Below are 25670 nucleotides of genomic sequence, written 5' to 3'. Positions count from 1 at the left end.
AGGGTCAGGGGCTGTCCGGAGCAATGGGGAGGGCGGGGCAGAGCCGGCGGTATTCGATGTCTGCGGAAACCCATTCGCGCCACGTCTTTCGGCTCATGTTCGCGGTAAGCCTGCCGCAGAGTTCCGTCGTCACGGATTCGAATATCGGCCATTTGCGGACGACCCCCTCGATATCGGAGGTCACGAAGGTCTTGCCTTCCGGATGGAAGGTCAGGACGCTCGACAGAGAATCCAGGCCGATGTTGGCGAAAGTTCGCGTATGTCAACTATCCCTCGGCCATTGAGTATTCGTGATATTCGTATCCGTCGACACGGTTGCACCGCAGGAAAAACGAAGGTGTATAGGGTATTCGGCGGCGAGTAGGTGTAGGCCGACGAGTGGATTGCTGGATCTGCCGACCGGGCGTTGTCATCTCCTGGATCGGTGATCCGATCCGGCTCGAGCCGCGGCTACGGTGCGGGTGTCACCACCCGCACCGTAGGACACGAATCCGTCTGTGCGACAACCCCCTTACAGCACCACCAACGCCAGGGTGGTCGAGGTCGCCGCGGCGAGGGATGCGGCGGCGAAGGCGAGCGGGAGTTGAGTTCGCACGTGATCCATGACGTCGCCACCGCAGGCGAGGGCGGACAGGATCGTCGTATCCGAGATGGGGGAGGCTTGGTCGCCGAAGACCGCGCCGCCGACGACGGCACCGAAGCACAGGTGCAGGTAGATCGGATTCGGGTCGATGGCGTAGGCGAGCGGCATCGCGAGCGGGAAGACGACCGCGAAGGTGCCCCAGGACGAGCCGATGGAGAACGCCACCACCATGCAGATGACCATCAGGATGGCGGGCAGCAGCGGGTCCACCACCCAGTTCGAGGTGGTCTCGACGATGTAGTTCGCGGTGCCGAGCTGTTTGGATACATAGCCGAGTGTCACCGCCAAGGCCAGGATCAGCGCGCCGACGGTCACGCCCTTACAGCCGTCGACGAAGCCTTCGATGGCCTCGCCGAGCGGGAGGCCCTTGACCAGCGCCAGCACGATCGCGGTGATCACAGCCAGGCCGAACCCCTGCGCGATGAGCACCTTCCCGGTGATGGCATAGGAGCCGACTACCACGGTGAGCAGGACACCCATCGGAACGGCGAAGTCGGCGAGACCCGGCGAGTAGTCCTTGGGCAGCTTCATGGTGACCAGCTCGTCGGAGGTGATCGGCTTGGCGGTCGGGGCATTGAGCTGTCCGGTGGTGCGGGCGCGGTGGATGGCCTTCTTCATCGCACCACCGACCCACGGCAGCTTCCCCCAGGCGAACAGCAGGGTCGCCAGCAGCGCGAAGATCGCGTAGAAGTTGTACGGGATCGAGCTGATGAAGAACGCGATGCCCTGATCCTCGGTGGCGAACAGCGGGGTGGTCCCCACGATCAGACCGGCCACGTAGAGCGGCCAGGCGTTGAACGGGAGCACGGTCGCGACCGGAGAGGCGGTGGAGTCGACGATGTAGGTCAGCTCCTCCTTCGACACCTTGTGCTTGTCGGTGAGCGGGCGCACGGTGGTGCCGGCCAGGATGGTCGAGATGGTGCCGCCCTGATGGAACAGCACGCCCACCAGCCAGCCGAAGACCCGCGCGCTGACGGGGCCGCGCACCAGGGTGCGGCCCGCCATCTCCGCGAATGCCTGCGCGCCGCCGGTGCGCGTCCACAGGCCGATCAACCCGCCCAGTGCCCACAGGTAGACCAGCAGGATGGTCGCGAACGAGACGGTGCCCAGCGACGGGAGCATGAACCCGTCGACGATGTTGTACTCCGCGCTCACGACGCCGCCGGTGACGACGCCGAGGAACAGCGCCGCCACCACGTTCTTGGTGGCGAATACCACCACCAAGGTGACCAGGGCAGGCAGCAGGCTGAACGCCCCCACATGCTCACCCTCGCCGGGAAGCGTTCCGGGAGAAAGGAATCCGAGGGCGATCAAACCGATCGCAATGGCGATCACCCCGATGAGGCCGCGTGACCGGCCGATGCGCCGGGCGGGGGAGACCTTCTCCGCCGCCGCGTCGGCGCTCGGTCCGCCGGGCCGAGCGGAGTCCACGCTCGTTTCTCGGATCTCGGATATCGAATCTATGGATTCCGTGGACATGGCGACCTTTCCGATGCGATCCAGGGCGGAACTCCCGCTGGGAGACGGTCGCTGCCCACCGAACAAGTCGTGTCGCAGTGGTATCCGTGCCCGGCGAGGCCGCGTTCCGGTTAGCGACGGCGGCGGAAAAGCTTCCTCATATCTAATGTGCCGTCACTTAGTGGCACGATACTTGGTGTAGTTATGGTGGTTCTATCCCACGCTTCCCGCACATGGGAAACCTGTTGCGGATCTCACGCGTCGATCCGGTCACCGCGCCGGGGCGGGCATCGATCACGATCGGCTTCCTCATGAACCGACGAGCGCGCGCAGCGGTGCGAGCGCGGTGCTCCACGCGACGAGCTGGTCGAGTGTCTTGTGCAAGGCGTCGGTGTGGTGGTCGCGGGGAGTGAAGGTGGTGACGTTCTCGAAGTCGGTGAGCACTGAGATCGCCACCTGGTAACCCACGTCGGCCATGCCGAGGGTGCCGCAGATCGTCCGCAGTTGCACCACGGCGCGGGTGCCGCCGCCCGCGCCGTAGGAGACGAATCCGACCGCCTTGTTGGTCCACTCCGTGAACAGGTGGTCGATGGCGTTCTTCAGGACTCCGGGGATGCCGCCGTTGTACTCCGGTGTCACTATCAGGTAGCCGTCGAACGGGGCGATTCGCTCCGCCCACGCGCGGGTGTGCGGGTGGACCGATGGGCCGAACATCGGCGCCACCGGTTCGTCCAGATGCGGCAGCGGGTGGTCGCGCAGATCGATCAGCTCGACGTCGACGTCGGTGCGCTGTGACGCCGTATCGAGTACCCACCGGGCGATCTGGGGGCCATTGCGGTTGGGGCGGGTGCTGCCGAGGATGATGCCGATCTTGATCATGTCGAGGACTCCTGCTCTGCTCGAGGCTGCTCGATCAATCCGACGATGTGAGCGCGCGAAATGTCAGGGCTGACATTCCGGGGCGCTGTGTCGTCGGTTCGGTGGGAGAACTGTCGACCGGAGGAGGCGAACGTCATGACCGATCCGCTACTGGGTGTGGTGATCAGTGAACGCCGTCAGCTGCTCAATCTCGCCTACCGGCTGCTCGGTTCGCTGGCCGAGGCCGAGGACGTGGTGCAGGAGACCTATGCGCGCTGGTACGCGTTGACGGAGTCGCAGCGGCGAGAGGTCGCGTCACCCGGCGCGTGGTTGACGACGGTCGCCAGCCGAGTGTGCCTGGATCTGTTGGGCTCGGCGCGGGCCAGGCGGGAACGCTATGTGGGCGAATGGATTCCGGAGCCGGTCCCGGGGCACCCGGAGTGTCTCGGTGGCTCCGACACGGCCGATCCCGCCGAGCGGGTGACCCTCGACGAGTCGATCGGCATGGCCTTCCTCATCGTGCTCGATTCGATGACGCCCGCCGAGCGGGTGGCATTCGTCCTGCACGACGTCTTCCGCTACTCCTTCGCCGAGATCGCCGAGGTCGTCGGCCGCACTCCGGCCGCATGCCGTCAGCTCGCCTCCAGCGCGCGCCGCCGCGTCGACAGCTCCCGCAGCGCACCGGGTGCCGACCGTGCCGAGGTGGTCCGGGATTTCAAACAGGCTTGGGAGGCAAAGGACATCGACGCCTTGGTCGGCCTGCTCGATCCGCAGGCGATCGCCACGGCCGACGGCGGCGGGCTGGCCCCGACCTTCCGCGACCCGATCATCGGCGGCGAGCGGATCGCTCGCGCCTGCATGCAGCTCGCCACCAGTGGCCCCGCGATCACCCTGTCGGAGCGGGTGGTGAACGGACAACCCGGTCTGGTCGCGCGGCTCGACGGCACGATCATCTCGGTCTACGCCTTCGACATCGCCGACGGTCGGATCACCCGGGTCTGGGTGGTCCGGAACCCGGAGAAGCTGCGGGCATGGATCGCCGGGTGAGTTGAATCGATATCCGCCTCACATTTCGGGCGGCTGTGTCGTCGGAGGGAGTATGGAAGAACCGATCACGCCCAGCGACCTTCGAACGCACCCGGGACACACGCCGGACGACGCCGAGATACACCGCCACATCGGCAAATTGGTCGACGGGCTGCGAGCCAAAGACCTCGACGTCCTGAAGCGGCTGTACACCCCCGATGTCGTGTCCTTCGACATCGAGCCGCCACTGCGACACGTCGGGATCGCGGCCAAACTCGAGAACTGGGCGAGGGTATTCCTGGCCTTCGAGACCGTGGACTACGAGCTGCGCGACCTGACCTTCGCCATCGGCGGCGAGGTGGCGTTCGGGCACGCTTACGGTCGTCTCAGCGGGGTGCTGAGGGGTGGAACACGAACCAGCGGCATGTGGGTTCGAGTGACGTTCGGTATGCGCAAGATCGACGACACCTGGTTGATCGCACACGACCAGGTCTCGGTGCCGCTCGACATCATGAGCGGCAGGGGTGTGGTCGACCTCGAGCCCTGACGTACCTGTCGGGTGCCGTCGTGGTCAGGCCGGGGCCCCGAAAACCCTTGGGAGGGAAACGCATGCCATTCGTGACTGCCGATGACGGGGTCGAGATCCGCTACCTGGACACTGGAGGTGACGGGCCAGGCGGCGACCTGGGTGAGATTTCGGCGCTCGGTTAGGCGATCACCGATGCGTCCGCAGTTCCCAGTGGAAGGTCCTTGTCGATCTGTTCGATGTGGTTCTCCGCCGCGCAATCGGTCAGGAATCGAGAAGCGCTGGCCTTCGGGGCGCCCATAGCGTGGCGACGTGTGTATGACCCGCCTGAACGGACCAAGGAGGCAAGGGATGAAGGCGAATATGAGTTCGCCGCCGACGGGGGGACGCTGATCGGGCTGTACGGGCGCGACGGGCTGGCCGCGGAGATGGGGGTGAGCCCGGAGGGCAGCGGGTTCGGCGGGATGGTGTTCACCTATGTGGTGCGCAGTGAGGCTCGGGTGGACGAGATCCTGAACGAGGCCGAGCAGGCCGGTGGGACGATTCTCGAGCCCGCCGCGGCGACGGAGTGGGGCGGTTACGGCGGGACGTTCGCGGACCCGGACGGCTATGTCTGGAGCATCGGGTTCAGCGCTCAGGCCGCGGATCAGGCGTACGCCGAGTAGCGGACCGTCGGATGTCCGATGCTGTCGGGAAATGTCCCCCGAACCGGTCGTGAACCGTCCGCTGTGTGGCGGCGCGAACCCTCGGCGCCGGGCGGATTCCTCCGTACCTTTCGAAGTGTCCGAAAACGGAAGCGAATCAACGGGATTCGCTTCCGGGATCGCTCATCGGAAAGGAAGAATCATGTCTCGTCTCCCCCTCGTGCAGCCCGAACAGGCCACCGGCGTCGCCGCGGAACTGCTTGCCACGGTGCAGAAGTCGCTCGGCGTCACCCCGAATATGACCAAGGCGATGGTGAACAGCCCGGCCGTGCTGCAGGCGTACCTGGGCTTCTCCGGCGCGCTGGGCGGCGGCAAGCTGTCGGCCGCGGTGCGGGAGCAGATCGCGCTGCTGGTGGCGCAGGAGAACGGCTGTGACTACTGCCTGTCGGCGCACACCTACATCGGTACCAACCTGGCTGGCCTGCGGGCGGCCGATACCGAGCGGGCGCGGCGCGGGCAGGGGACCGATCCGACCGCGCAGGCCGCACTGACGCTGGCGGCGGCCGTGGTACGCACGCGCGGCGGCATCGAGGACGCCGATGTGAAGACCGCGCGGGAGGCGGGTCTCGGCGACGAGGAGATCGCCGAGGTGCTCGGCAACGTCGCGCTGAACGTGTTCACCAACTACTTCAACAAGGCCGGTGGCGTCGAGATCGACTGGCCGGTGGTGCGCGCCGACGGCTAGGTCGACGGGGAAGTCCGCCCGGGGCGCGGATCGCGTTCCGGGGCGGGCGATCTAACCGGTGCGGCGCAGCTCGGCCGGGCTGGTGCCGTACCAGCGGTGGAAGGCGCGGCGCAGGGCACGCACATCGCTGTAGCCGACGCGGGCGGCGATCGATTCCAGAGTGAGCGAGGCGTCGCGCAGCAGCCGGGTGGCGCGCTCCTGCCGGGCGCGCTCCACCATCTCGCGCCAACTGATCTGCTCCTCGGCGAGCCGTCGCTGCAGGCTGCGCGGGCTCATGGCGAGCCGGGCGGCGACCCGATTCAAATCCGGTGAACTCCCGTCGTCGAAGATCGCCTCGATCTCCGCGTACACCTTATGGCGTGCAGCGCCGGATCGGAGCCGGGCAGGGCGGCGCGCGCATCGCGCTCGTCGATGAGCACTTGCGGGTGGTCGGCCCCGAAGTCGATCGCGTCCGTGCCGAAGAAGCGGCGCAGGTGGTCGTAGTGGCGGGGAGCGCGGCCCGGCAGCAACACCCGGCGCGGCGCGATATCCCGGTTCAATGCCGCGCGGGCCTGCTGGATCACCAACCCCAGCGCGAACTCGCCGATGATCTGTTCCAACTCGCTCGGCTCCGGCCCCAGATACACGATCGACAGCGCGCCGTCCTCGCTGCTCACCTCCAGTCGCGACTCCGGGCTGGTGACCGCCGCGAAATTCGCGGAGAGCGCGACGAACCCGCTGGCCAAGGTGTCCGACGAGGAGACGAGGTAGTCACCCGTGCGCAGCATGCCGCGTTCCCAGCGGGACGACACCCGCACGCCCCCGCCGAGCGGTTGCAGGGCGTGAACGGCGGTGTCCCACAGGTGATGGAGGGTGGCGGTGGGGATCCGTATCCGGGGGTCGGCGGTGTCCAGGGGTACGGCCCCGAGTGCCCGGTCGATCTCGGCCTGCGGAATACCCGCCGTACGGGCGGCATCCGCGATCAGGCGCGCGAGGTAGGCCGGAACAGTCCTGTCGATCACCGAGGCATATTAGCCGCCAGAATTGTCAAGTATGTCCGGATGATTGGCGTGGAATGTCCGCTTTCTGGCGTGTTCGGGCCGCCGGAGTCCGCCACGTTGGTGTCCTCGGGCGTCGTGGTGCGGTGACCTTCTGCCCTTGGGATGGGCGTCCGCCGGGATCAGGCTGAGGTGGTCGTGAACGAATGTGTCGGCGCAGCGCCGACTTTCGAGGAGGAACGCCATGAAACCGTTGTCGGAATCGTTGCTGGAGCTGTCGGATCGGGTCAAGCGGATCGAGGAGGCGTCGGCGGCGGCGCGGGAAAAGAACCGGGCCGCGGTGCAGGCGCGGCGGGAGGAGTTCGAGACCGTGGTCGAGCGGGAGGGTAAGGAGTTCGAGCACACCGCCACCGAGATGCGGGAGGCGACGCAGCGCTGGTGGGTCGAGACCAAGAACGCGCTGGAGCGCCAGTTCGAGGCCATGCGAGCCGATTTCGAGCAGTGGCAGGCCGATGCGCACGGCGAGGCGACGGGGAAGGCTTCGCCGCGTGCGGTACAGAGCGCCGAGGATGTCGCGGAGGTCGCCGTCGTCCTGGCCCGCTACTGCCTCGACGCCGCCGAATGGGCCGTCGCCCGGGCACAGCGGGCCCTCGGCGACACCGAGGAGAAGGCCGACGTACCGGCCGAGCAGCCGGTACGGCAGGGCTGACCTTCACGGGGGCGCGGCGTACTCAAACCGCGGCCGGTACCGGGATGGGCAGGGTGCGCGCCCACTCGCGCGCCAGGTCCCTGGCCCGTACCTCGGTCGAGGCGTCGTGGCGGCCGTGCTCGCCGACCTGGGTCGCGCCGCACGCGGTCAGCTTCTCGGCCGCGATCTCGCCGCCGCGGTTGTAGGTGTCGCCGTAGACGGTGTCGCCGAGTCCGAAGACCGCGAAGCGCAGCCCGGTCAGGTCGGGCGTGGTGGCGTCGAGCCGGTCGAAGAAGGGTTCCGCGCCGGTGGGCAGGTCGCCGTCGCCGTAGGTGGAGCAGACGACGATGTGGAAATCGTCGGCGGTCAGGTCGCCGGGGTCGAAGTCGGTCATGTCGTAGACCGAGACGTCGTACGCCGACAGTTCGTCGGCGACGCACTCCGCGACCGCCTCGGACGTGCCCATTTCGGAACCGAACAGAATGACGACGCGCACCACGTCTCCCTTCTCAGATAAGTTAGCCTAGCCTAGGCTAACTTATCTGATGGGCGTCTTCCGCCGACGGAGCAGGAAGGGCAGACTCGCCAGCCCGACCGGAACGAGCAGTACCAGGATCGAATCCCGGAAGGCGGAGACGAACACCGTCCCGGCCAGACTCTCCAACGACTCGCGGACCGCCGTCGCCACCTGCTCGCGCAGCGCTGAATTTCCTTGCTGCTGAGACGATTCGGAATGATCGCAGCCCGCCGGAGTGCGCTCCGGCGTGGGCGACTGGAGTTGCAGCGTCGCACACCGGGAGAATTCGCCCGCGATGCTGGGTGCGAACGGCGTAACCGCCGTCAGCCGCTGCTGCAGTTGATCCCGTTCGGTGCTCACCGCCGCCGGGGCGCCGGCGGCGACGGAGTGGAAGAACAGAATGCCGATCAGCGCCACCCCCAGCGAGTTCCCGACCTGCTGTGCCGTGGGCACCAGCCCGGACGCCGAATCGATCGACCGCGGCGGCACCGCCGCCACCACCGCGATCTGCAAGCGGGCCGCCGCCACCCCCACACCGAAGCCGCCGAGCAGCAGCGGCACCAGCAGCACCGGCCACGACAGCCCGGCCGGAGACGGATCCAGGGCCAGCAGCCAGCCCACCAGCAGCACCCCGAACAGCACACATCCCACGCCGACCATCCGATTGCCCAGCGCCCGCGCGAATTTCGGTGCGATCAGGGCCCCGGCCACCGCTCCAGCCGAGAAGGGCAGGGTGGTCACACCGGTGCGCAGCGCGGTGTACCCGAGCCCGAATTGCAGCGATACCGACATGGTGAACAGGTAGGCCGCGAACACCCCGTACACCACCAGGCAGGCCACGATCCAGTAGGCGAAGCGCGCCGAGACGAACAGGCCCGGATCGACCAGCGGCGCACCGCCCCGCGCGGCCGTCCGGCGTTCGTGTGCGACGAAGGCCGCCAGTACCGCCACCGATGCCGCCAGCATGGCGAGAATCGTTGTCGACCAACTGTGTTCGCGGCCGATCGACAGTCCGTAGACCAGCAGGAAGAGGCCGATCGCCGCCAGTATCGCGCCACCGACGTCCACGGTGCAGCGCTCGGAGGCCACCGAGCCGCGCAACTGCCGGGCGGCCAGCACCAGCGCCACCGCTCCGGGAATCAGGTTCACCAGGAAGATCGACCGCCACGACAGGTCGAGCGGATTCGCGCCCAGCAGCAGCCCGCCGACCAGCGGGCCGAGCATGGCCGCCGTACCCGCGGTCGCACCGTACAGCGCGAAGGCCAGATTGCGGCGGCCGGTATCGGCGAACCGCGCGCTGATGATCGCGATGGGCTGCGCGGAGACGGCTCCGGCGGCCGCACCCTGGAGCACGCGCGCCGCGATGAGTGCGAGCGGGGTGGGTGCGATACCGCACAGCACCGACGCCCCCACGAACACCGCGAGCGCCGCGGTGAAGAAGCCGCCGCGCCCCCATCGCATCCCCAGCCGCGCACTCGGCAGCAGCGAGCAGGCCAGCGCGACGGTGTAACCCGTGAGCATCAGCGAGGATTCGGCCGAACTCGCACCGAGTTCGCGCACGATATCCGGGATCGCGACGGTGACGATGGTCGCGTCCAGCATCTGCATGAACACGGCGATGAACACGGCTGTCACCGCGAGCCAGGCCGAGGAGTGCGCCGCGGGGGCGGCGGTGTCCCGCGATACGCGCAGTGCGCTCATGGGCTGCCCCTACGCGACATCGAGGGAGAGCGGGCTGGTCTCGGAGTGCGTGATCGACTCCATGACCTCGGTCAGCGCATCGCAGTAACGGGCCATCGAACGAGCGGCGACATCGGTGTCCGGGAACAGCGATGCCATCCAGATCATGTCGTGGGTGCGCTGCACCCACGAGTACACCTCCTCGGAGGTGCCGCGGCTGCCGAAGAACGAGAACTTGAGCGCGGTGAACAACTCCGCGCCGGGCAGCTTGCGCATGTCCAGGAATGACAGCATCGGAGCGACCCAGCCGCGCCGGACCTCGAATCCGTCCTGGGATTCCAGCAATTCGACGACCCGGTGCAGCGACACCTCCGACAGGCAGCGGCCGTCGGCGAAGGCGGCGTCGGCGCGGCGGGCGGTATCGGCGAAGCTCTCCGCGGGGTCGAAGTCGAAGGCGATCGGAATCAGGCTCGCGTACCAGCCCACCGAGCGCCGTTCGGCCGCGCTGACCCGGGTATTCTTCGGCGACAGGTTGAAATACCAGGTGCGCCCGGACAGTTCGTATTCGGCACGGGCCGCGGCGGCGAAGATGCCGGACACCAGGCGCACCCCCGCACGTTCGCATTCGGCCTCGAAGCGGTCGGCCGCATCGTCGGACAGCAACACCCGGCGGTCCGAGGCGGCCGACGCCGACTCTCGCGTACCCGGATCGCGCAGCGGCAGTGGGAAGCTGGGCAGCCTGCCGCCATTGGCCATGATCCGATCGGCCCAGGCCACGATCTGCGGTGACCGCGCGTCCAGCGCCGCGGCCCGGGAACGCTCCCGGCCGCTGTGCTCGCGGTAGCTCGCCGCGGGCACGGCGTCCAGGTGCTGTGCACCGCTGGGGTCGTAATAGAGCTGCACGAGTTCACCGCTGATGATCCCGCCGGAGACGGCATCGCAGTTGATGTGATCGGAGGCCACCACGAAGGTGAACGAGGTGCCGTGGTCGATCACCGCGAAGGTGAAGCAGTCCCAGCTGGTCGGCCCCGGGGTCAGCCGCTGGAGAATACGGCTCACCAGCGGGCCGTCGATCTCGCCCCAGGAGTCGGCGGTGAGCTGGATGTCCTCGGGTGCGAGCACGCGGCGCTGGATTCCGGCTGCACCGTCGATCTCGAACCAGCTGTGGAAGGAATCGTGTCGCCGCACGATCGCGGTCGTGGCGCGGACCAGCGCCGGAATATCGGGTGCGCCGTCGAGGGTGAACGCGCACAGCACCAGGCGATCGAACCGGCGACCCGACAGTTTCGCGGTGCGCGCCATTTCCAGGTACGCGTCCTGCTGAAAGGACGGTGGGGTGGCATCGGCGCGGGCGCGAAAAGCCGCCGCCCGCGAGGTTTCGCTGGGACGGATGACGGTCAACTGGCCGCCTTTCGGCCGCCAATCGTCGATGAGTCCGCTCTGCATCATGGCAAGGAGTCCTCTGAAATGGTGGAAGTCGAATTCAGGACGCGATTTTCAGCAGCGATCCGATGGGCGGCCGCTGTTGCGCGTGCAGGTCGAATTCGCGGGGTACGAATCCGTCCACGCCGAGTGGGAACTGGACGATTCCGGCGCCGGAATCGGGGAGCCCGCAGCGTCCGAGCGCGGTCGCGACGATCTGGCGGCTCATCACCCCGAGTTCGTGCAGCGGCCGATTGCGGTGCTTGCGCACGCCGAGGTCGACCTGCCCGATGCCCTCCGCGCCGTACTGGTCGAAGACGTCGATCAGCAGCCCGATCTCCACGCCGTAGTGCGGTGCGAAGGCGAGCCGCTCGAGCGCCTGCCGGGTGGCGGCGTACTCCCCGCCCAGCGGTTGCACCACGTGACGCAGCCCCGGGCGCAGCGCGGCCAGCAGCGGGCGGGCCACGAGTTCGGTGACCCGGCCACCGCCGGATTCGTCGAACGACTCACCCACCAGCAGCGGCCGCCGGTAGTAGCCCTTGCAGAAGACCAGGGCCGGGTCGAGCAGGAGCGGGCCGATGAGCTTGGGGACGAACTGCGGATCGGGATCGATGAGATCGGAATCCATGAACATCACGATGTCGCCGGAGGCGACGGCGAGGGAGCGCCACAGCACCTCGCCCTTTCCCGGAACGGGGGGATGGTCGGGAAGTACCGATTCCCGGCTGACCACGGTGGCGCCGGCTTCGGCGGCGACGCGCATGGTGGCATCCGTGGACCCGGAATCCATGACGATCAACTCGTCGACCAGGCCGGCCGGCAGACGCCGCACGGCCCGGACCACCTCACCCACGGTGGCTTCCTCGTTCAGGGCGGGAAGCACTACGGAGACGGTCCGTCCGTCCTTGGCGGCGATCAGGTCGCGCGCCGTCCACCCCGGGTTTGCCCAGGTGCGGATGCCCTCATCAGATTTCGCGAACAGACCGGTCATATCGACCACCTCTTCTGGTGCTCGGAATGCGTTGATACTGCGAATCGCGGCGTTGCGATGAGGAGAAGCTACAACGCCGCTGAGCGACTGACCAGATTTAAGTAATAGGTTTCAGGCGGTGGTAACCGAGCATTAACTTATTTGCGGTTAGACCACGCAAATCGGGCATGTGCGGTATGGAATAATCGTGACCGCAGTCGCATTTCAATAATGTAGTGACGGGGGTCGCTGTAAGGCAAGTTCTTTTCGGCTGGTAATTCCGCTGTTTTGAATCATAGTGTGAGAATTGCTTATTGTGCCAAATGACGCGACGACGTGTATCTCGATATTAGCTGAGAGATTGCCAGCGTAATAGTTCGCGAGCTCCCGCGCCGTACGCGTCCGGATCCTCGAGTTGCGGATAGTGGCCGAGGCCGGGCAGTTCGACCACTCGTGCCGCGGGGCGCAGCGCGCGCAGCCCATCCAGCACCGCCGTGGTGGCCACCGGATCCGCGGTGCCCCACAGCAGCCCCAGCGGCTTGTCCCAGTCCCGCACCGCGCCGTGCCAGCGCTGCGCGTGGGTGACGCGCTCGTCGAGATAGGCGGTCAGCAGATGGGCGATGCGATGGCCGCCCGCCCGCGACAGCAGCGCCCACTGGGCGGCCGCCTCCGCGCTGCTCAGCGGGTGCGCCGCCGAGAACAGTCGGGAGAACTCGCGAGTGAAGACGATCCGATTGGCCAGGCGCGCCGCGACCGGTCCCAGCGGGCCGCGCAGGAGCTTCTGGATGGGTCGCAGGGTGGCCTTCTCCAGAATCACGCTGCCATTGCTCAACACCGCGCGGTCGAGTTCGAACGGAAGCGTGCCCTCGATCTCACGGGCGAGTAACTCGGTGGCGACCGAGGTACCCATGTCGTGGGCCAGCACGGCGATCGGGCCCGAGATGCCGGTCAGTGCGAGTACCTCGGCCACGGTGTCGGCGTGCTCGAACAGGCTGTAGCGGTGCGGGCGCGGCTTGTCGGAGAGGCCGAAGCCGGGGAAATCGAGAGTGATCCACGCCCGACCGTCGAGCCGGTCCACGATGTGGCGGAAATCGAAAGAGCTGGAAGGGTATCCGTGCAACAGCAGGACTGTGGGAGCCGAACCCGGGGCCGAACGTACGAACACCGAACCCGCCCGGCAGTGCAGCATCCGTCCGCCCGCGCGCCAGTCCCGAACCGCCTGTGGCATCACGAACCAGCACACTACGGGTCCCGCCTGGTCGGGGAAAGCCGCGGTCGGCGCATGCGCTCGGGGCGGGTCGTGATTCCCCCTTGCGGCGCGCCCGTTATCGAAATGTAACGTGGAGAGAGGACCGAGACGCCAAGGCAAGGAGTCCTGACACCTTGGAAGATGTATTGCGGCCGCTCATAGTCTTCGGCGGCACCCTCGCCGTCAGCATCATGGCCGGACTGTTGATCGACCGGGTACTGCGGTACAGCGCGAACCGACACCCCGGATCGTCGGTGGCCACCCTGCTGCGTCGGATACAGCTCCCCCTGCAGGCGTTACTCGCCAGCGCCGGACTGCATTTCACGTATCCGCTCGCGCAACTGGAACTCCAGCAGGACACCGTGATCCGCAATGTGCTGGCCACCCTGGCGATACTCGCCACCGCGTGGCTGGCCATGCGCGCCGCCGACACCGTGGCCGGGAACACCCTGGACAAGTACGCCAACCGGACCGCCGACACCGCGCGGGTGCGGCGGCTGCACACCCAGCTCGGCATGGTGCGCCGGATCGTCACCACGGTGCTGGTCGTGACCACGGCCGCGGTGGCCATGCTGATCCTGTTCCCCAACCTGCGCACCCTCGGCACCTCGCTGCTGGCCTCGGCCGGTGTCATCGGCATCATCGCCGGTGTGGCGGCCCAGTCCACGCTCGGCAATCTGATGGCCGGATTGCAGATCGCGTTCGGCGATTCGGTGAAGATCGGCGACACCGTGGTGGTCGAGGGCGAGTGGGGCACCGTCGAGGAGATCACCCTGGCCTTCCTCACCGTGCGCATCTGGGACGACCGCCGCCTCACCATGCCCATCTCGTACTTCAACAGCAAGCCCTACGAGAACTGGTCCAAGGGCGGTCCGCAGATCACCGGCACCGTCTTCCTGTACCTGGACCACAGCACCCCGGTGCCGGAACTGCGCCAACACCTGCACGAATTCCTGCGGGGTCGCAAGGACTGGGACGGCCGCAAGTGGAACCTGCTGGTCACCGACAGCACCCCGACCGCCATCGTGGTCCGCGCCTCCATGTCGGCCCGCAATGCCGACGACGTCTGGGATCTGCGCTGCGCGGTACGCGAGGAACTGCTCGGCTGGCTCGCCCGCTACCACCCGTACGCCCTCCCGAAGATCCCGACCGCCATGGTGAGCGGCGGCACGCCCGCCATGGCGGAATAGCGGTACGCCGGGGGGTAGGGGCGAACCTGCGGCCAACGCTCCGACAGATCCACATTCGGGTCTCACAGTCGAGCGTTCACGGTTGGGACAGCTGGCTTTACAGACGGTCACACGGACGCCATGTGCGCGTCATCACACCGGCAAACTCCCGGGCGCACACTGATTCCGCGCACCGCTCGTCGCTCGGAGGTCCCGATGTTCGAATCCTGCCGTTCCCCACACGAATCCGCCCATCTGCTGCGCGTGCGCTACGGATTTCCCGTGGAGCTGTTCGCCGACCGGCCCTACCTCACGGTGGGCCGGGCGGTGGAGGCCATCGGGCTGCCGCAGCGGCTGGGCCGCCATGTCCGAGATCAGTTGGCGGGCTTGCCCGCAACGCCCGCGGTGGCCGATCCGCGCGGGCGGAACTGGTGGTTTCTCGTCGCTCCACCGACGCCGTATCACGCTGTGCCGCAGCGGCTTCTCGGTCGGCTGCGAGCGCACGGCGTGACCGTGCCCGATGTCGGCGGCAAGGTGATGCTGCCGGTCTCGGATTATCGGCTCGGTTGGCACTGGGCCTGTGAACCCGAGCCCGGCCGCCTGGCCCTGCCGCACCGGGCGATGGTGCTGAACGCGGCGCGTTCGGCCATTCTGCGCGGAGCCGACCATGTTCCCGCGTGAGCGCGCGGTCGCGGTCGCGGCGCGGGAGCCGCTGCCGAGATGGCAGGAGCTGCTGGCCGCGTTCGGCGCCGCCGACACGGACCGGGGGAGCGGGCATCCACTGCTCGGCGCCGCCGCGGCACTGGCCGAACTGCACCGGCTGCGCCGCTCACAGCCCGGCCACGCCGCCGAGATCGACTGCCGTCGCGCCGAATTGGCCGCCGCCATCGACGGCTGGGTGAGCGCGGAGCCGCAGTCACACCGCCTGCGCCCGGAATCGGTCGGTGGCTTCGTCGACCGGATGGCCGCCGCCCACGCCCACGCCGACCGCCTGCTGCACTCCGATATCGACATCGCCGACGACCGGGTGCATGCCGCCTGGCACCGGCTGGCCGCCCTCGCCGACGCCTGGACCGATCTGACCGGCAGGACACCGTGACCCGCCGCTGGCGGCCGCGAAGCACGAATCCCCGCACCCATGAGGGGGTGCGGGGATTCGTGCCGCGCGCGGAGGAGTCCGGAAGCCGCTGGCCGTCCGCGAGCGGTGACGTGGACCGGCTGGTGCCCGAGCCTACGTGGTGCCCGTCGGTTCAGTCCTTGACCAGGAGCGGTGCGGCGCTCTCCGCATCGCTCGCGACATCCTCGCCCGTCTCCTCCGGTGCGGGGGCCCGGTTCGGGAGCAGGATCGCGGTCACGATGACGAGTACCGACAGGGCCGCGGACACGGCGAAGGCCAGGCGCATGCCGTCGAGCTGGGCGGTCACCGGTTCGGTGCCGGTCTCCACGAGCTGGGTCATGCGCGCGGACATGACCGTTACCACCAGGGCGGTGCCGAACGCGGCCGCGACCTGCTGCAGCGTGCCCAGCATGGAGCTGCCGTGCGAGTACAGGTGCGGCGGCAGTGCGCCCAAGCCCAGCGTGAACACCGGGGTGAACAGACCCGCGAGTGAGATCATCAGCAGGATGTGCAGGGCCAGCAGCTGCCAATACGGCATGGACATGGAGATCTGGGTGAAGCCGGCCAGCGCCACGGTGACGCCGACAGCGCCGGGAATCACCAGCGGTCGCCCACCGAAGCGGTCGAAGAGGCGGCCGACCGTCGGACCCAGCAGACCCATGGCCAGGCCGCCGGGCATGACCAGCAGCCCCGTCTCCAGCGGCGACAGGTGGCGCAGGTTCTGCAGGTACAGCGGCAGCAGGATCATCGAGCCGAGCATGGCCAGGAAGGCCACCGACATGAGGACGAGCGCCTTGGTGTAGGTGCCCGACAACAGGATTCGCAGATCCAGCAGCGGCACCCCGGAACGCTGCAGCCGCAGCTGCCGGAACGCGAACACCGCGATGAGCGCCAGTCCGGCGGCCACCAGCAGGGCCGGAACCGCGACGTGATCGGTCTCGAACTTGCTCAGGCCGTACACCAGACCGCCGAAGCCGAAGGCCGCGAACGCCACACTGAGCCAGTCGATATCGCCGGTCTGCGGCTCCCCGATATTGTCCAGGCGACGCAGGCCCAACCAGGTGACCGTACCGGCGATCGGCAGCACCAGCACGAAAAGCCAACGCCACGAACCGGCCTGGAGCACCAGTCCGGAGATGACCGGTCCCATGGCGGGAGCCACCGAGATGGCCAGGGTGACATTGCCCATGACCCGGCCGCGATCCTGTTCGGGCACCACCGTCATGAGTGTGGTCATCAGCAGCGGCATCATGACCGCGGTGCCACCGGCCTGGATGACGCGGCCCACCAGCAGCACCGCGAAGGTCGGTGCGACGGCGGAGAGGGCGGTACCCGCGAGGAAGACGCCCATGGCGATGGCGTACGCCTGCCGGGTGCTCACCCGCTGCAGGAACCAGCCCGTCACGGGGATGACCGCCGCCATGGTGAGCATGAACGCGGTGGACACCCACTGCGCCGCGCGCTCGGTGACGTCGAGATCGTGCATGAGGCGCGGAATCGCGTTGATCATGATGGTCTCGTTCAGGATCACCACGAAGGTCGCGAGCACCAGCAGCCGGATGACCGTCGGCGTCTTGCCCCCCGTCGGGGCCGGTCCGCGCGACGGCGGTGCGGATATGTCGGCGGGCATACGGGTACCTCCGGGCGTTCGTGAGCGAAAGACGGTGCGGCCGGATGCCGAGACGGCGTCGTCCGGGCGCTACACCTGATCAGACGAGAACAGTCGGCACAACTCATCGGCCGGGCGTCAGTATTCCTGCCGACACCGCGACGATTCATCCGATTATTTGTGTCCGTGGACCCGAGCGTGCCGTGAAACTCCCTGATTACCAGGCCTTTTCGCCAGCCTGCCCGATGTTGTGACCCTGATCACGCCGGTGTGGAATTTCAGGCGGACGGCGTTCGTGACAGGAATTCCACCACTGCCTCGAAGGCGTCGTCCACGCGGGCGCGATCCCCGGTGGTGATCAGATCCAATTGCAGTCCGCGCACCTGCGCCAGGATCAGGGTGGCGGTCCGGGAGATGCTTTCCGGCGGCCAGCCGTACCGCGCCAGCTGGCGTTCGATCACCGTCAGCCAGTCGGTGACCAGCCGGGCGTTGGGATGGTTCGGCGTGCGCGCGGCGGTGGCGACCAATTCGAACAGGACCAGGAATTGTCGCTGTTCGCGCGGCTGGCACAGATGCCGCCACGCCGCACGCAGCAGGTCGACCGCCGACTCGACGCGCAGGATCTCCGCGGAGAGGATGCGCTGTTCGAAATCGGCGCGGATATGTTCGAGGACCTCCGCCAGCAGGGCGTCCTTGGTGGCGAAATGTCGAATGAGGGTGGCGTGGCTGACGCCGACGGCCTGCGCGGCCCGGCGCAGCGTGAGGTCGCGTACGCCATTGTCGAGGACGTACTCGGTGGCGGCGGCGAGCAGCTCCGGGCGGCGATGCTGAAACCGCAGCGTCCGGCCGTCGATCCTCTTCTCGCTCATCGCGGGCAGCCTATCGGTTTCCACCATGAGCAAATTTTACCGTTCCAAGTGGTTACGTAACCGGTTGGTACGCCTACTATCGACGGGGAGGCCCGGGACGGCCCGCGGAAGGAGACGAGTATGCGATTCGACGAGTACCGCGCCCACGACGCGGTCGGCTTGGCCGCCCTGGTCGAGCGCGGGGAGATACACCCGACCGACCTGCTGGAGTTGGCGCTCGACCGCTGCGCCGCGATCGATCCGGTGATCAACGCCGTGAGCCTGCTGATGGAGCGCGCTGCCCGACAGCGCGCCGCCGGCCCGCTCGCCGGCCCGCTCGCCGGGGTGCCGTTCCTCATCAAGGACCTCGGGCAGGACTACGCCGGGTACCCCACCTCCGGCGGTACCGGACCGCTGCGCAAGGTCGCCGTCGAACGGCACAGCATGGTCGTGCAGCGCTGGCTCGATGCCGGTCTCGTCATCTTCGGCAAGACCACCACCTCGGAATTCGGCAGCAAGGCGGTCGTGGAGACCCGCACCTTCGGGTCCACCCGCAATCCGTGGGATCCCACCCGCACCCCCGGCGGCTCCTCCGGCGGCTCGGCGGCGGCGGTGGCGGCGGGCATCGTCCCGGTGGCCGGGGCCAGCGACGGCGGCGGTTCGATCCGCATCCCCGCCGCCTGCACCGGACTGTTCGGCCTCAAGGCGGGCCGCGGGCTCATCTCCAGCGGACCGCTCTACGGAGACCTGCTGTTCGGCGCGGTCACCGACGGCGTCGTAGCGCGCAGCGTGCGTGATTCGGCGGTCATGCTCGACATCCTGAGCCAGCCCGATCCCGGCGCGCCGTACCCGGTGGCGCGACCCGATCGGCCCTACCGCGACGCCGTCGCCGAACCGCCACGCCGCCTGCGCATCGGCTACACCTGCGAATCGCCTACGGGCTCACCGGTGGACGCCGAGGCGGTGCGCGCCGTGGAGGACGCCGCACGCCTGCTGGAGAATTTGGGGCACACCGTGGAACCGGCCGCGCCCGCCATCGACGGCACGCGGATGGCCATGGACTTCATGACCGCCTGGACCGCCATGGCCGCCGCGGAACTGGCGGTCGCGTGCGAGGTGAGCGGGGCGTCCCCAACGGAGTTCGATATCGACACCCAGGTGCTCGCCGCCGTCGGCCGTGCGGTCACCGGTCCGGAACTCATGGCGGCACACGCGCGCTGGAACACCTACACCCGCGCTCTCGCCGCCTTCCACGACACCTACGACCTGTTGCTCACCCCCACCCTGGCCACGCCGCCGCTGCGGATCGGGCAGCATCGCACGCCCGCACTCGCCGATACCGTGCTGCCGCCGCTGTTGCGCCTCGGCGCGGGAAAGCTGCTCTCCCGCACCGATTTCTACGTCGATCTGGTGACCTCGAACCTGTCCGCGGTGCCGTTCACGCAGCTGGCCAATATCACCGGCCGCCCCGCCATGAGCGTGCCCACGCATTGGACGGAAACCGGCGTACCACTGGGTGTCCAATTCGTCGGACCCTCGGGGGCCGAATATCTGCTGCTCCAGCTGGCGGCGGAAATCGAAACCGCCCGACCGTGGTTCGATCGGCACCCGGACAATCTCGGTGTGGTGGACGCGGATTAGCCGCGCGCTCACCGGCGCTGGACCGGATCCCCGCGCTCCAGATCGGGAACGACGGTGTGCGGGAAGACGTATCGGCGCATGGCCCACCAGCGGAACACCGTGGCGAGCAGGGTGCCGATAATCGAGGCGCTGATGAAATCGGCGATGTTCTCCACCAGCAGGGAGACGTGCGGGGTGCGCAGCTGGAAGACATAGCTGGACACCGCCAGCGGCAACTGGTTGATCACCATGCCGATGCCGGCCACCAGGAAGAACAGCGCTGCCTCGTGGCGGCGCTCCCGACCGCCCCGCGCGGTGAAGGCCCATTCACGGTTGAGGATGTAGGACAGCACGGTGGCGAGCAGCACCGCGATCACATTCGCGGTGACCGGCTTCTCCTGTAGGACGGTCCACTTCAGGCCGAAGAACAGCACGACCGTGGTGACGAAGGCGATCCCGCCGACGGTCAGGAATTTCAGCAGCTCCGCGTGGCGAACGAACAGCGACAGCATTCGGCTCGGCACGCGTGCGACGACAGCCTGGACCAGGAACACGCCGCCAGGCTAGCCGACGATCCGCGCGGTCGCTCGGTCGATGCCGATCCGCCGGGGTCGATTCGATGCGGGGACGTCGACCGCCGGGGAGCGGAGTCATCGTGAGACGGCAGCGTGGTACTGGAACGTGTTCTAGACAGAATCCGCAATATGTCTTACCGTCGATTCATGGGTTCAATGGCGTCTCAGGAAGTCCGTTTCGAGCTGATGTCGGGGGAGAGCTGGCGCGATCCCTGGCCGATGTACGCCGCCCTGCGGGAACACGATCCCGTGCACCGGGTGCTCCCGGCGGGGCGCGCCTCGGAGGACTTCTACGTGCTCTCGCGGCACGCGGATGTGTACGCGGCGGCTCGTGACCCGGAGACCTACTCGTCCGCCTCCGGGCTGACCGTGGACTATATGAACCTCGAGGCGGCGGGCATTCCGATCAAGCCGTTCGTCTTCATGGATCCACCCGAGCACACCGACTTCCGGCGCCGCGTCGCGGGCGGATTCACACCGCGCCAGGTCAATTCGGTGGAACCCGCGGTGCGGGCGTTCGTGGTGGAACGGATCGAGCGCCTGCGCGCGGCCGGATCCGGGGATATCGTCGCCGAACTGTTCAAACCGCTGCCGACCATGGTGGTCGCCCACTATCTCGGTGTGCCGGAGGCGGATCGGGAGAAGTTCGACGAGTGGACCCACGCCATCGTCGGCGGCGCGGTGGACGGCGCGAAGCTCGCCGCGGGTGCGGAAATGCCCTCGGCTCTGGGTGAAATGGTGGGCTACTTCGCCGAACTCATCGCCCGCCGCCGCAGTGAACCCGAGGACGACACCATCTCGCACCTGCTGGCCTCCGGTCTGGGGGCGGACGGAGACGACGAGGGCGTCCTGGCGATTCTCGGCTTCGCCTTCACCATGATCACCGGCGGCAATGACACCACCACCGGCAATCTCGGCGGGGCCGTGCAACTGCTGCACCGGTATCCGGAACAGCGCGCACGACTCGCGGCGAATCCCGGGCTCATTCCCGACGCGGTGGAGGAATTCCTCCGGATGACCTCGCCCGTACAGGGTTTGGCCCGCACCACCACCCGGGACGTCGAACTGCACGGCACCACCATTCCGGCCGGACGGAAAGTGCTGCTGCTCTATGCGTCCGCCAATCACGACGAGCGCGAATTCGGGCCCACCGCGGGCGAACTCGACATCCACCGGCAGCCCAAGCGCATTCTGACCTTCAGCCACGGCCACCACCACTGCCTCGGTGCGGCCGCCGCGCGCATGCAGGCCCGGGTCGCGCTCGAGGAACTGCTGGCGCGCTGCCCGGAGTTCCGCGTCGACCTGGACGGGGTGCGGTGGTCGGATGGGAACTACGTGCGCTGGCCGGTCAGCGTGCCGTTGCGCGCGGCGTGACCGGGCGGTGTCCATGAGCGATCGCATACCCTCGGCGGCTATGGCGAAGGACAGGCGTGGAGGTCGGGACTGGCTGGCGGAGCAGCGGGCCGATCTGGCGGCCGAGCGCATACTCGACGCCGCGGCGCGACTGTTCGCCGAACGAGGGCCGGGGGCCGTGGGCATGGGGGACATCGCCACGGCGGCCGGATGCTCGCGAGCCACCCTGTACCGGTACTTCGAGAATCGGCAGGCGGTGCGCCTGGCGTTCGTGCACCGGGAGGCGCGCCGGATCGCCGCGCGGGTGTTCGCGCAGGTGGAGACAGTCGAGGACGCTCCCGAACAGGTCGTCACCGCCATGCTGACGGCGGTGCGGGAGGTGCGGTCGGATCCGGTGCTGATGGCGTGGTTCCGGCCCGGGGAGTCCGGTTCCACCGGTCGGATCAGTCAGGATTCCGAGGTGATCGAGGCCATCGCCGGTGGGCTGTTCGCGACCTCGGTCGTCGATCGCGAGGAGCGTGGACGCTTGGCGCGCTGGCTGACCCGGGTGATCGTGTCGCTGTTGGCCGCGCCCGGCCGGGACGAGGCCGATGAGCGGGCCATGCTCGAGGAATTCGTGGCCCCGCTGGTGAGTCGCGCGGTCGTGGGGCATTAGGGTCGCCCAGCGTGTCCGATTTCGAATCGCTCGATCAGGTCCGTGCTCGCATCGACGCGCTCGACGGGGAACTGATCGGGTTGCTCGCCGAACGTCAGCGGCTGGTGCGAGCCGCCGCGCGTTTCAAAACCGACGAACAGGCCGTGCGCGCGCCCGACCGGGTCGAGCGGGTGGTGGGGCTGGCGCAGGAGCGGGCGCGCGCGGGTGGGCTCGCACCCCAGGTCGCGGAGGCGGTGTGGCGGGCCATGATCGGGGCGTTCATCGAGTTGGAGCTCGGGGAGCATGCGGAGATCGCCGGGCACGCCCGGGGCATGGAGTAGGTACTCGGTTGGAGTGCGCCGCGCTTGCCCACCCCGCGCCCCTGGCGCGGACTGCCCAAGCGCAGCCGGTCCGGGTGGGCGCGGCTGGTTGTTCGGGCCGGTGGTTCAGTGCCGACTCATCGCGTGGGTCAGTAGGTAGTCGGTTGGGGCGGGTGTGCGGCGGATGAGTTTCTCGTAGGCTCCGGGGCTTCCGGGCCACAGTTCGGGGAGGCCGTCCGCGCCGAGGTACCAGCTTCGGCAGCCGGTGGTCCAGACCGTGCCGGGTGCGGCGGCGCGCAGGCCGGCGTTGTAGCGGTCGGTGGCCGCCGGAGTCGGGGCGACGGCGGCGAATTCGCCTGCGCGCCAGCGGCGCAGCCAGTGCACGATGCGGTGGGATTGCGCCTCGGCGACCGCGGTGAGCGGGTGGTTCGCGACGGGGCTGTGCGGGCCGATGAGCATGAACAGGTTCGGGAAGTCGGGCAGCATCATGCCCTCGAAAGCGCGCGGGCCGTGCACCCAGACCTGGTCCAGGGTGCGACCGCCGAGGCCGGTGATCGCCATCGGGCGCATATAGGCGTGGGAGTCGAATCCCGTTGCCAGCACCAGGATGTCGAGGCGGTGTTCGACGCCGTCGGTGGTGCGCACGCCGTCCGGAAGAACCCGGTCGATACCGGCGGTGACCAGGTCGACATCCGCCCGCTGCACGGCCGCGTAGAAGCGGTCGGAGACCACCAGGCGCTTGCACATGGCCTGGTAGTCGGGGGTCAGCCGCCGTCGCAGTTCCGGATCGCGCACCGTGCGCAGATTGCGCGCCACCACCCACTGGACCAATCGCCGCACCGGACCCGGCCGCACCAGTCCGCGGGAGAACAGCGCGAAGGCGGCGCGATTGCCGCCGTAGGCCAGCCTGCCGAGTGCGGGTACGCGCCGGTACACGGCCTTGGCCGCCGCCGAGTACTCGCGGTTCACGGTCGGCAGAATCCACTGCGGGGTGCGCTGGAACAGCACCACCCGAGGCACCTGCCCGGCCAGCGCGCTTACCAATTGGGTTCCGGTGGAGCCGGTTCCGATCACCCCGACGTGCTTGCCGGTCAGCTCGACATCGTGATCCCAGCGCGCCGAATGCATGACGGTTCCGGTGAAGGAGTCCAGACCCGGGATGTCCGGCACGTGCGGATCGCGCAGGAATCCGGTGGCGCACAGCACGAAATCGCAGTGCTCCACCTCGCCGGTCGAGAGCGTGACCCGCCAGCCCGCCCCGGTGTACTCCGCGCCCACCACCTCGACGCCGAATCGGGTGCGGCGGAGCAGGTCTCGTTCCCGCGCCACGCGACATAGGTATGCCTTGATCTCCGCGCCCGTCGAATACAGCCGCGTCCAGTCGGGATTCATGGCGAAGGTGAACTGGTAGTACCGCGAGGGTACGTCGCACACCAGGCCCGGATAGGTGTTGTCGCGCCAGGTGCCGCCGTAGTCGGTGCCCTTCTCGTAGAGGGTGAAGTCCTCGAATCCGGCCCGCCGCAGCGCCACGGCGGCGGCGATACCGGATATCCCGGCCCCGACGATGGCAATGCGCGGAGTGGCAGAAGCCTGGTCGACAAGGTGTTTCGGCACGTAGACACTCCTCGCTGGACACCGAGTCACTCGCTGGACGCAGTGTATAGCGAATGCTACGGTGTGCGCCAGATCACGCTCGAAACTCCGAAGGAATCACCATGCGAGCACTGCAGTGGACCGGCCCCGAAACCGTGGCCGTCCGCGATATCCCCGTCCCCGAGATCGGCCCGAGCGATCTGCTGCTGCGCGTCGGCGCGGCGGGTGTCTGCCATTCGGACCTGACCCTGGTGAACTTCCCGGTCCGAATCCGCGAGGAGCCGCTCACCCTCGGCCACGAGATCGCGGGCACCATCGAGGCCGTCGGAACGGATGTCGCGGGTCGTGAGCTCGGGGAGCGCGGCGTGGTGTACCTGTTCTGGACCTGTGGCGTATGCCGGGAATGCGTGAGCGGCAACGAGAATGTGTGCCTGGCCGCCGGACGGACCGCCATGCCGCCGTGTCCGGGGCTCACCGTCGAGGGCGGGATGGCGGAATACGTTCGGGTACCGGCGACCTCGTTCGTTCCCATCGGAGATCTCGACTTCGTGCAGGCCGCACCGGTGGCCGACGCCGCACTCACCGCGTATCACGCCATCCGGGGCGCACGGGAGCAACTGCGGCCCGGCGGAACGGCGGTCGCCATCGGCATCGGCGGGCTCGGGCATGTGGCGGTGCAGATCCTGCGGGCGGTCAGCGGGGTACGGGTCGTCGCCGTCGACGTGGCGAAGGAGAAACTGGAACTGGCCGCCGACTGCGGCGCCGATATCGGCATCCTCGCCGAAGACGATGCCGCCCAGCAGATTCTCGACCTCACCGGCGGACGCGGCGCGGACGCGGTCTTCGACTTCGTCGGCGCCGACGCGACCGCCACGCTCGCGGTGCGGACCGTCGCGCCCAATGGTGCGTATCGGATGGTCGGCATCGGCGACGGCGCACCGGAGATCACCACCGGACCGGCTGGCGGCCCCGGCTGGCCCTGGGGCGCCTCGGTGCGCAAGTCCCTCGGCGGCACCCGCCGCGACCTCTACGACTGCGTCGCACTCGCGCAGGCGGGCAAGCTCCGCATGGAGGTCGAGCGCTTCGACCTCACCGACGGTTCGGAGGCGCTGCGGCGCTTGGACGCCGGGCAGATTCGAGGCCGTGCGGTCCTGGTGCCGTAGCGACCCGCGGTCGGCTCCCGACTCGTGACGCCGCACGTGTGCCGGGCGGGGGATCGGCTCCCGACTCGCGGGAACGGGTGCATGCCGGGTGAGCCGACGGGTAGTCCGGTCGCGTGAGTTCGCGCAACCTCTGTGTCGGGTCGGGAGCACGGGTCGGCAATCGCGGCCCGTGCCGTAGACCAGCTCATGTTGCCTCGGCGGTTGCTGCACTGGTACGTACCAGCCAGTGCTACCGTTCCGTGTGACGCCGACAACTCTTGTCTCGC

26 protein-coding genes are annotated in these 25670 nt (G+C 68.3%); 13 read left to right on the top strand and 13 right to left on the bottom strand.

Annotated features, from left to right (window positions below; translation table 11 throughout):
* Positions 1–511: 511 nt before the first annotated feature.
* Together ON31_RS24445 and ON31_RS24440 are read right to left on the bottom strand one after the other, a co-directional pair.
* The gene (locus ON31_RS24445) at positions 512–2122 is read right to left on the bottom strand and encodes a Na+/H+ antiporter NhaC family protein (RefSeq protein WP_081592697.1); all 1611 of its coding nucleotides are present in this window, start codon (positions 2120–2122) and stop codon (positions 512–514) included.
* A 288-nt stretch (positions 2123–2410) separates the two neighbouring features.
* Positions 2411–2980 carry an NADPH-dependent FMN reductase gene (locus ON31_RS24440; RefSeq protein WP_039817073.1) on the bottom strand — a complete coding sequence of 190 codons (570 nt, stop codon included), beginning with the start codon at positions 2978–2980 and terminating at the stop codon, positions 2411–2413.
* Between the two features lie 135 nt (positions 2981–3115).
* On the opposite strand from ON31_RS24440, the gene sigJ reads away from it, so the two are divergent.
* The 4 genes from sigJ to ON31_RS24420 all read left to right on the top strand — a co-directional run bounded on the left by sigJ (position 3116) and on the right by ON31_RS24420 (position 5900).
* A complete protein-coding gene (gene sigJ / locus ON31_RS24435; protein ID WP_039817072.1) occupies positions 3116–4006 on the top strand; it encodes an RNA polymerase sigma factor SigJ in 891 nt (296 codons plus the stop codon).
* Positions 4007–4058: 52 nt separating this feature from the next.
* Positions 4059–4532: a YybH family protein gene (locus ON31_RS24430; RefSeq protein WP_051037693.1), complete on the top strand. Its 474-nt coding sequence runs from the start codon at positions 4059–4061 to the stop codon at positions 4530–4532.
* A gap of 218 nt (positions 4533–4750) precedes the next feature.
* On the top strand, positions 4751–5176 hold the full coding sequence (locus tag ON31_RS24425; protein ID WP_370450332.1) for a VOC family protein: 426 nt from the start codon (positions 4751–4753) through the stop codon (positions 5174–5176).
* A gap of 181 nt (positions 5177–5357) precedes the next feature.
* Entirely contained in the window at positions 5358–5900 is a 543-nt protein-coding gene (locus tag ON31_RS24420) for a carboxymuconolactone decarboxylase family protein (RefSeq protein WP_039817071.1), read from the top strand.
* 51 nt (positions 5901–5951) lie between these two features.
* Here the strand turns inward: ON31_RS24420 and ON31_RS24415 are convergent, their stop codons facing one another.
* Together ON31_RS24415 and ON31_RS24410 are read right to left on the bottom strand one after the other, a co-directional pair.
* The gene (locus ON31_RS24415) at positions 5952–6203 is read right to left on the bottom strand and encodes a helix-turn-helix domain-containing protein (RefSeq protein ID WP_039817070.1); all 252 of its coding nucleotides are present in this window, start codon (positions 6201–6203) and stop codon (positions 5952–5954) included.
* Entirely contained in the window at positions 6200–6901 is a 702-nt protein-coding gene (locus ON31_RS24410; RefSeq protein WP_039817069.1) for an AraC family transcriptional regulator ligand-binding domain-containing protein, read from the bottom strand. The genes ON31_RS24415 and ON31_RS24410 overlap by 4 nt, the downstream gene beginning before the upstream one ends.
* Positions 6902–7121: 220 nt before the next feature.
* Here ON31_RS24410 and ON31_RS24405 point away from each other — a divergent pair, with 220 nt between their 5' ends.
* Entirely contained in the window at positions 7122–7586 is a 465-nt protein-coding gene (locus tag ON31_RS24405) for a hypothetical protein (RefSeq protein WP_039817068.1), read from the top strand.
* Positions 7587–7608: 22 nt separating this feature from the next.
* Here ON31_RS24405 and ON31_RS24400 read toward each other — a convergent pair whose 3' ends face one another.
* From ON31_RS24400 to ON31_RS24380, 5 genes are all read right to left on the bottom strand, one after another.
* The gene (locus ON31_RS24400) at positions 7609–8061 is read right to left on the bottom strand and encodes a flavodoxin family protein (protein WP_039817208.1); all 453 of its coding nucleotides are present in this window, start codon (positions 8059–8061) and stop codon (positions 7609–7611) included.
* Between the two features lie 42 nt (positions 8062–8103).
* Entirely contained in the window at positions 8104–9783 is a 1680-nt protein-coding gene (locus ON31_RS24395) for an MFS transporter (RefSeq protein WP_039817067.1), read from the bottom strand.
* 9 nt (positions 9784–9792) lie between these two features.
* Positions 9793–11211 (bottom strand): condensation domain-containing protein, encoded by a 1419-nt coding sequence (locus tag ON31_RS24390; RefSeq protein ID WP_039817066.1) that lies wholly within the window; start codon positions 11209–11211, stop codon positions 9793–9795.
* A gap of 34 nt (positions 11212–11245) precedes the next feature.
* Entirely contained in the window at positions 11246–12175 is a 930-nt protein-coding gene (locus ON31_RS24385; RefSeq protein WP_051037725.1) for a glucosyl-3-phosphoglycerate synthase, read from the bottom strand.
* Positions 12176–12503: 328 nt separating this feature from the next.
* On the bottom strand, positions 12504–13385 hold the full coding sequence (locus tag ON31_RS24380; protein ID WP_085996486.1) for an alpha/beta fold hydrolase: 882 nt from the start codon (positions 13383–13385) through the stop codon (positions 12504–12506).
* A gap of 152 nt (positions 13386–13537) precedes the next feature.
* Here ON31_RS24380 and ON31_RS24375 point away from each other — a divergent pair, with 152 nt between their 5' ends.
* From ON31_RS24375 to ON31_RS24365, 3 genes are all read left to right on the top strand, one after another.
* Positions 13538–14593, top strand: a complete 1056-nt coding sequence (locus ON31_RS24375) for a mechanosensitive ion channel family protein (protein WP_051037692.1) — start codon at positions 13538–13540, stop codon at positions 14591–14593.
* A 195-nt stretch (positions 14594–14788) separates the two neighbouring features.
* A complete protein-coding gene (locus ON31_RS24370; protein ID WP_051037691.1) occupies positions 14789–15253 on the top strand; it encodes a hypothetical protein in 465 nt (154 codons plus the stop codon).
* A complete protein-coding gene (locus tag ON31_RS24365) occupies positions 15240–15671 on the top strand; it encodes a hypothetical protein (RefSeq protein WP_039817064.1) in 432 nt (143 codons plus the stop codon). The genes ON31_RS24370 and ON31_RS24365 overlap by 14 nt, the downstream gene beginning before the upstream one ends.
* A gap of 151 nt (positions 15672–15822) precedes the next feature.
* On the opposite strand, the gene ON31_RS24360 is transcribed toward ON31_RS24365, so the two are convergent.
* Both ON31_RS24360 and ON31_RS24355 read right to left on the bottom strand, forming a co-directional pair.
* Positions 15823–17319, bottom strand: coding sequence for an MDR family MFS transporter (locus tag ON31_RS24360; RefSeq protein ID WP_039817063.1), 1497 nt, complete (start codon positions 17317–17319; stop codon positions 15823–15825).
* A gap of 257 nt (positions 17320–17576) precedes the next feature.
* Entirely contained in the window at positions 17577–18167 is a 591-nt protein-coding gene (locus tag ON31_RS24355; protein ID WP_081592695.1) for a TetR/AcrR family transcriptional regulator, read from the bottom strand.
* A gap of 120 nt (positions 18168–18287) precedes the next feature.
* On the opposite strand from ON31_RS24355, the gene ON31_RS24350 reads away from it, so the two are divergent.
* Complete coding sequence (locus ON31_RS24350) at positions 18288–19787, top strand: amidase (RefSeq protein ID WP_039817062.1); 1500 nt, start codon at positions 18288–18290, stop codon at positions 19785–19787.
* Between the two features lie 8 nt (positions 19788–19795).
* Here ON31_RS24350 and ON31_RS24345 read toward each other — a convergent pair whose 3' ends face one another.
* On the bottom strand, positions 19796–20320 hold the full coding sequence (locus ON31_RS24345; protein ID WP_039817061.1) for a GtrA family protein: 525 nt from the start codon (positions 20318–20320) through the stop codon (positions 19796–19798).
* 168 nt (positions 20321–20488) lie between these two features.
* On the opposite strand from ON31_RS24345, the gene ON31_RS24340 reads away from it, so the two are divergent.
* Genes ON31_RS24340 through ON31_RS24330 form a run of 3 tightly spaced genes read left to right on the top strand, consistent with a single transcriptional unit; the run spans position 20489 to position 22669 of the window.
* Complete coding sequence (locus ON31_RS24340; protein WP_039817060.1) at positions 20489–21715, top strand: cytochrome P450; 1227 nt, start codon at positions 20489–20491, stop codon at positions 21713–21715.
* Positions 21716–21755: 40 nt separating this feature from the next.
* Positions 21756–22349: a TetR/AcrR family transcriptional regulator gene (locus ON31_RS24335; RefSeq protein WP_039817059.1), complete on the top strand. Its 594-nt coding sequence runs from the start codon at positions 21756–21758 to the stop codon at positions 22347–22349.
* Between the two features lie 11 nt (positions 22350–22360).
* Entirely contained in the window at positions 22361–22669 is a 309-nt protein-coding gene (locus tag ON31_RS24330) for a chorismate mutase (protein ID WP_039817058.1), read from the top strand.
* 105 nt (positions 22670–22774) lie between these two features.
* Here ON31_RS24330 and ON31_RS24325 read toward each other — a convergent pair whose 3' ends face one another.
* Positions 22775–24262: a flavin-containing monooxygenase gene (locus ON31_RS24325; RefSeq protein ID WP_051037690.1), complete on the bottom strand. Its 1488-nt coding sequence runs from the start codon at positions 24260–24262 to the stop codon at positions 22775–22777.
* A gap of 101 nt (positions 24263–24363) precedes the next feature.
* Here ON31_RS24325 and ON31_RS24320 point away from each other — a divergent pair, with 101 nt between their 5' ends.
* Complete coding sequence (locus tag ON31_RS24320; RefSeq protein ID WP_039817057.1) at positions 24364–25404, top strand: NAD(P)-dependent alcohol dehydrogenase; 1041 nt, start codon at positions 24364–24366, stop codon at positions 25402–25404.
* Positions 25405–25670 lie beyond the last annotated feature (266 nt).

It is taken from the genome of Nocardia otitidiscaviarum NBRC 14405 (assembly GCF_000308635.1).
Taxonomy (GTDB): Bacteria; Actinomycetota; Actinomycetes; order Mycobacteriales; family Mycobacteriaceae; genus Nocardia; species Nocardia otitidiscaviarum.
The sequence above is the reverse complement of the archived record's forward strand: the minus strand, read 5'-3'. Positions and strand labels throughout refer to the sequence as shown.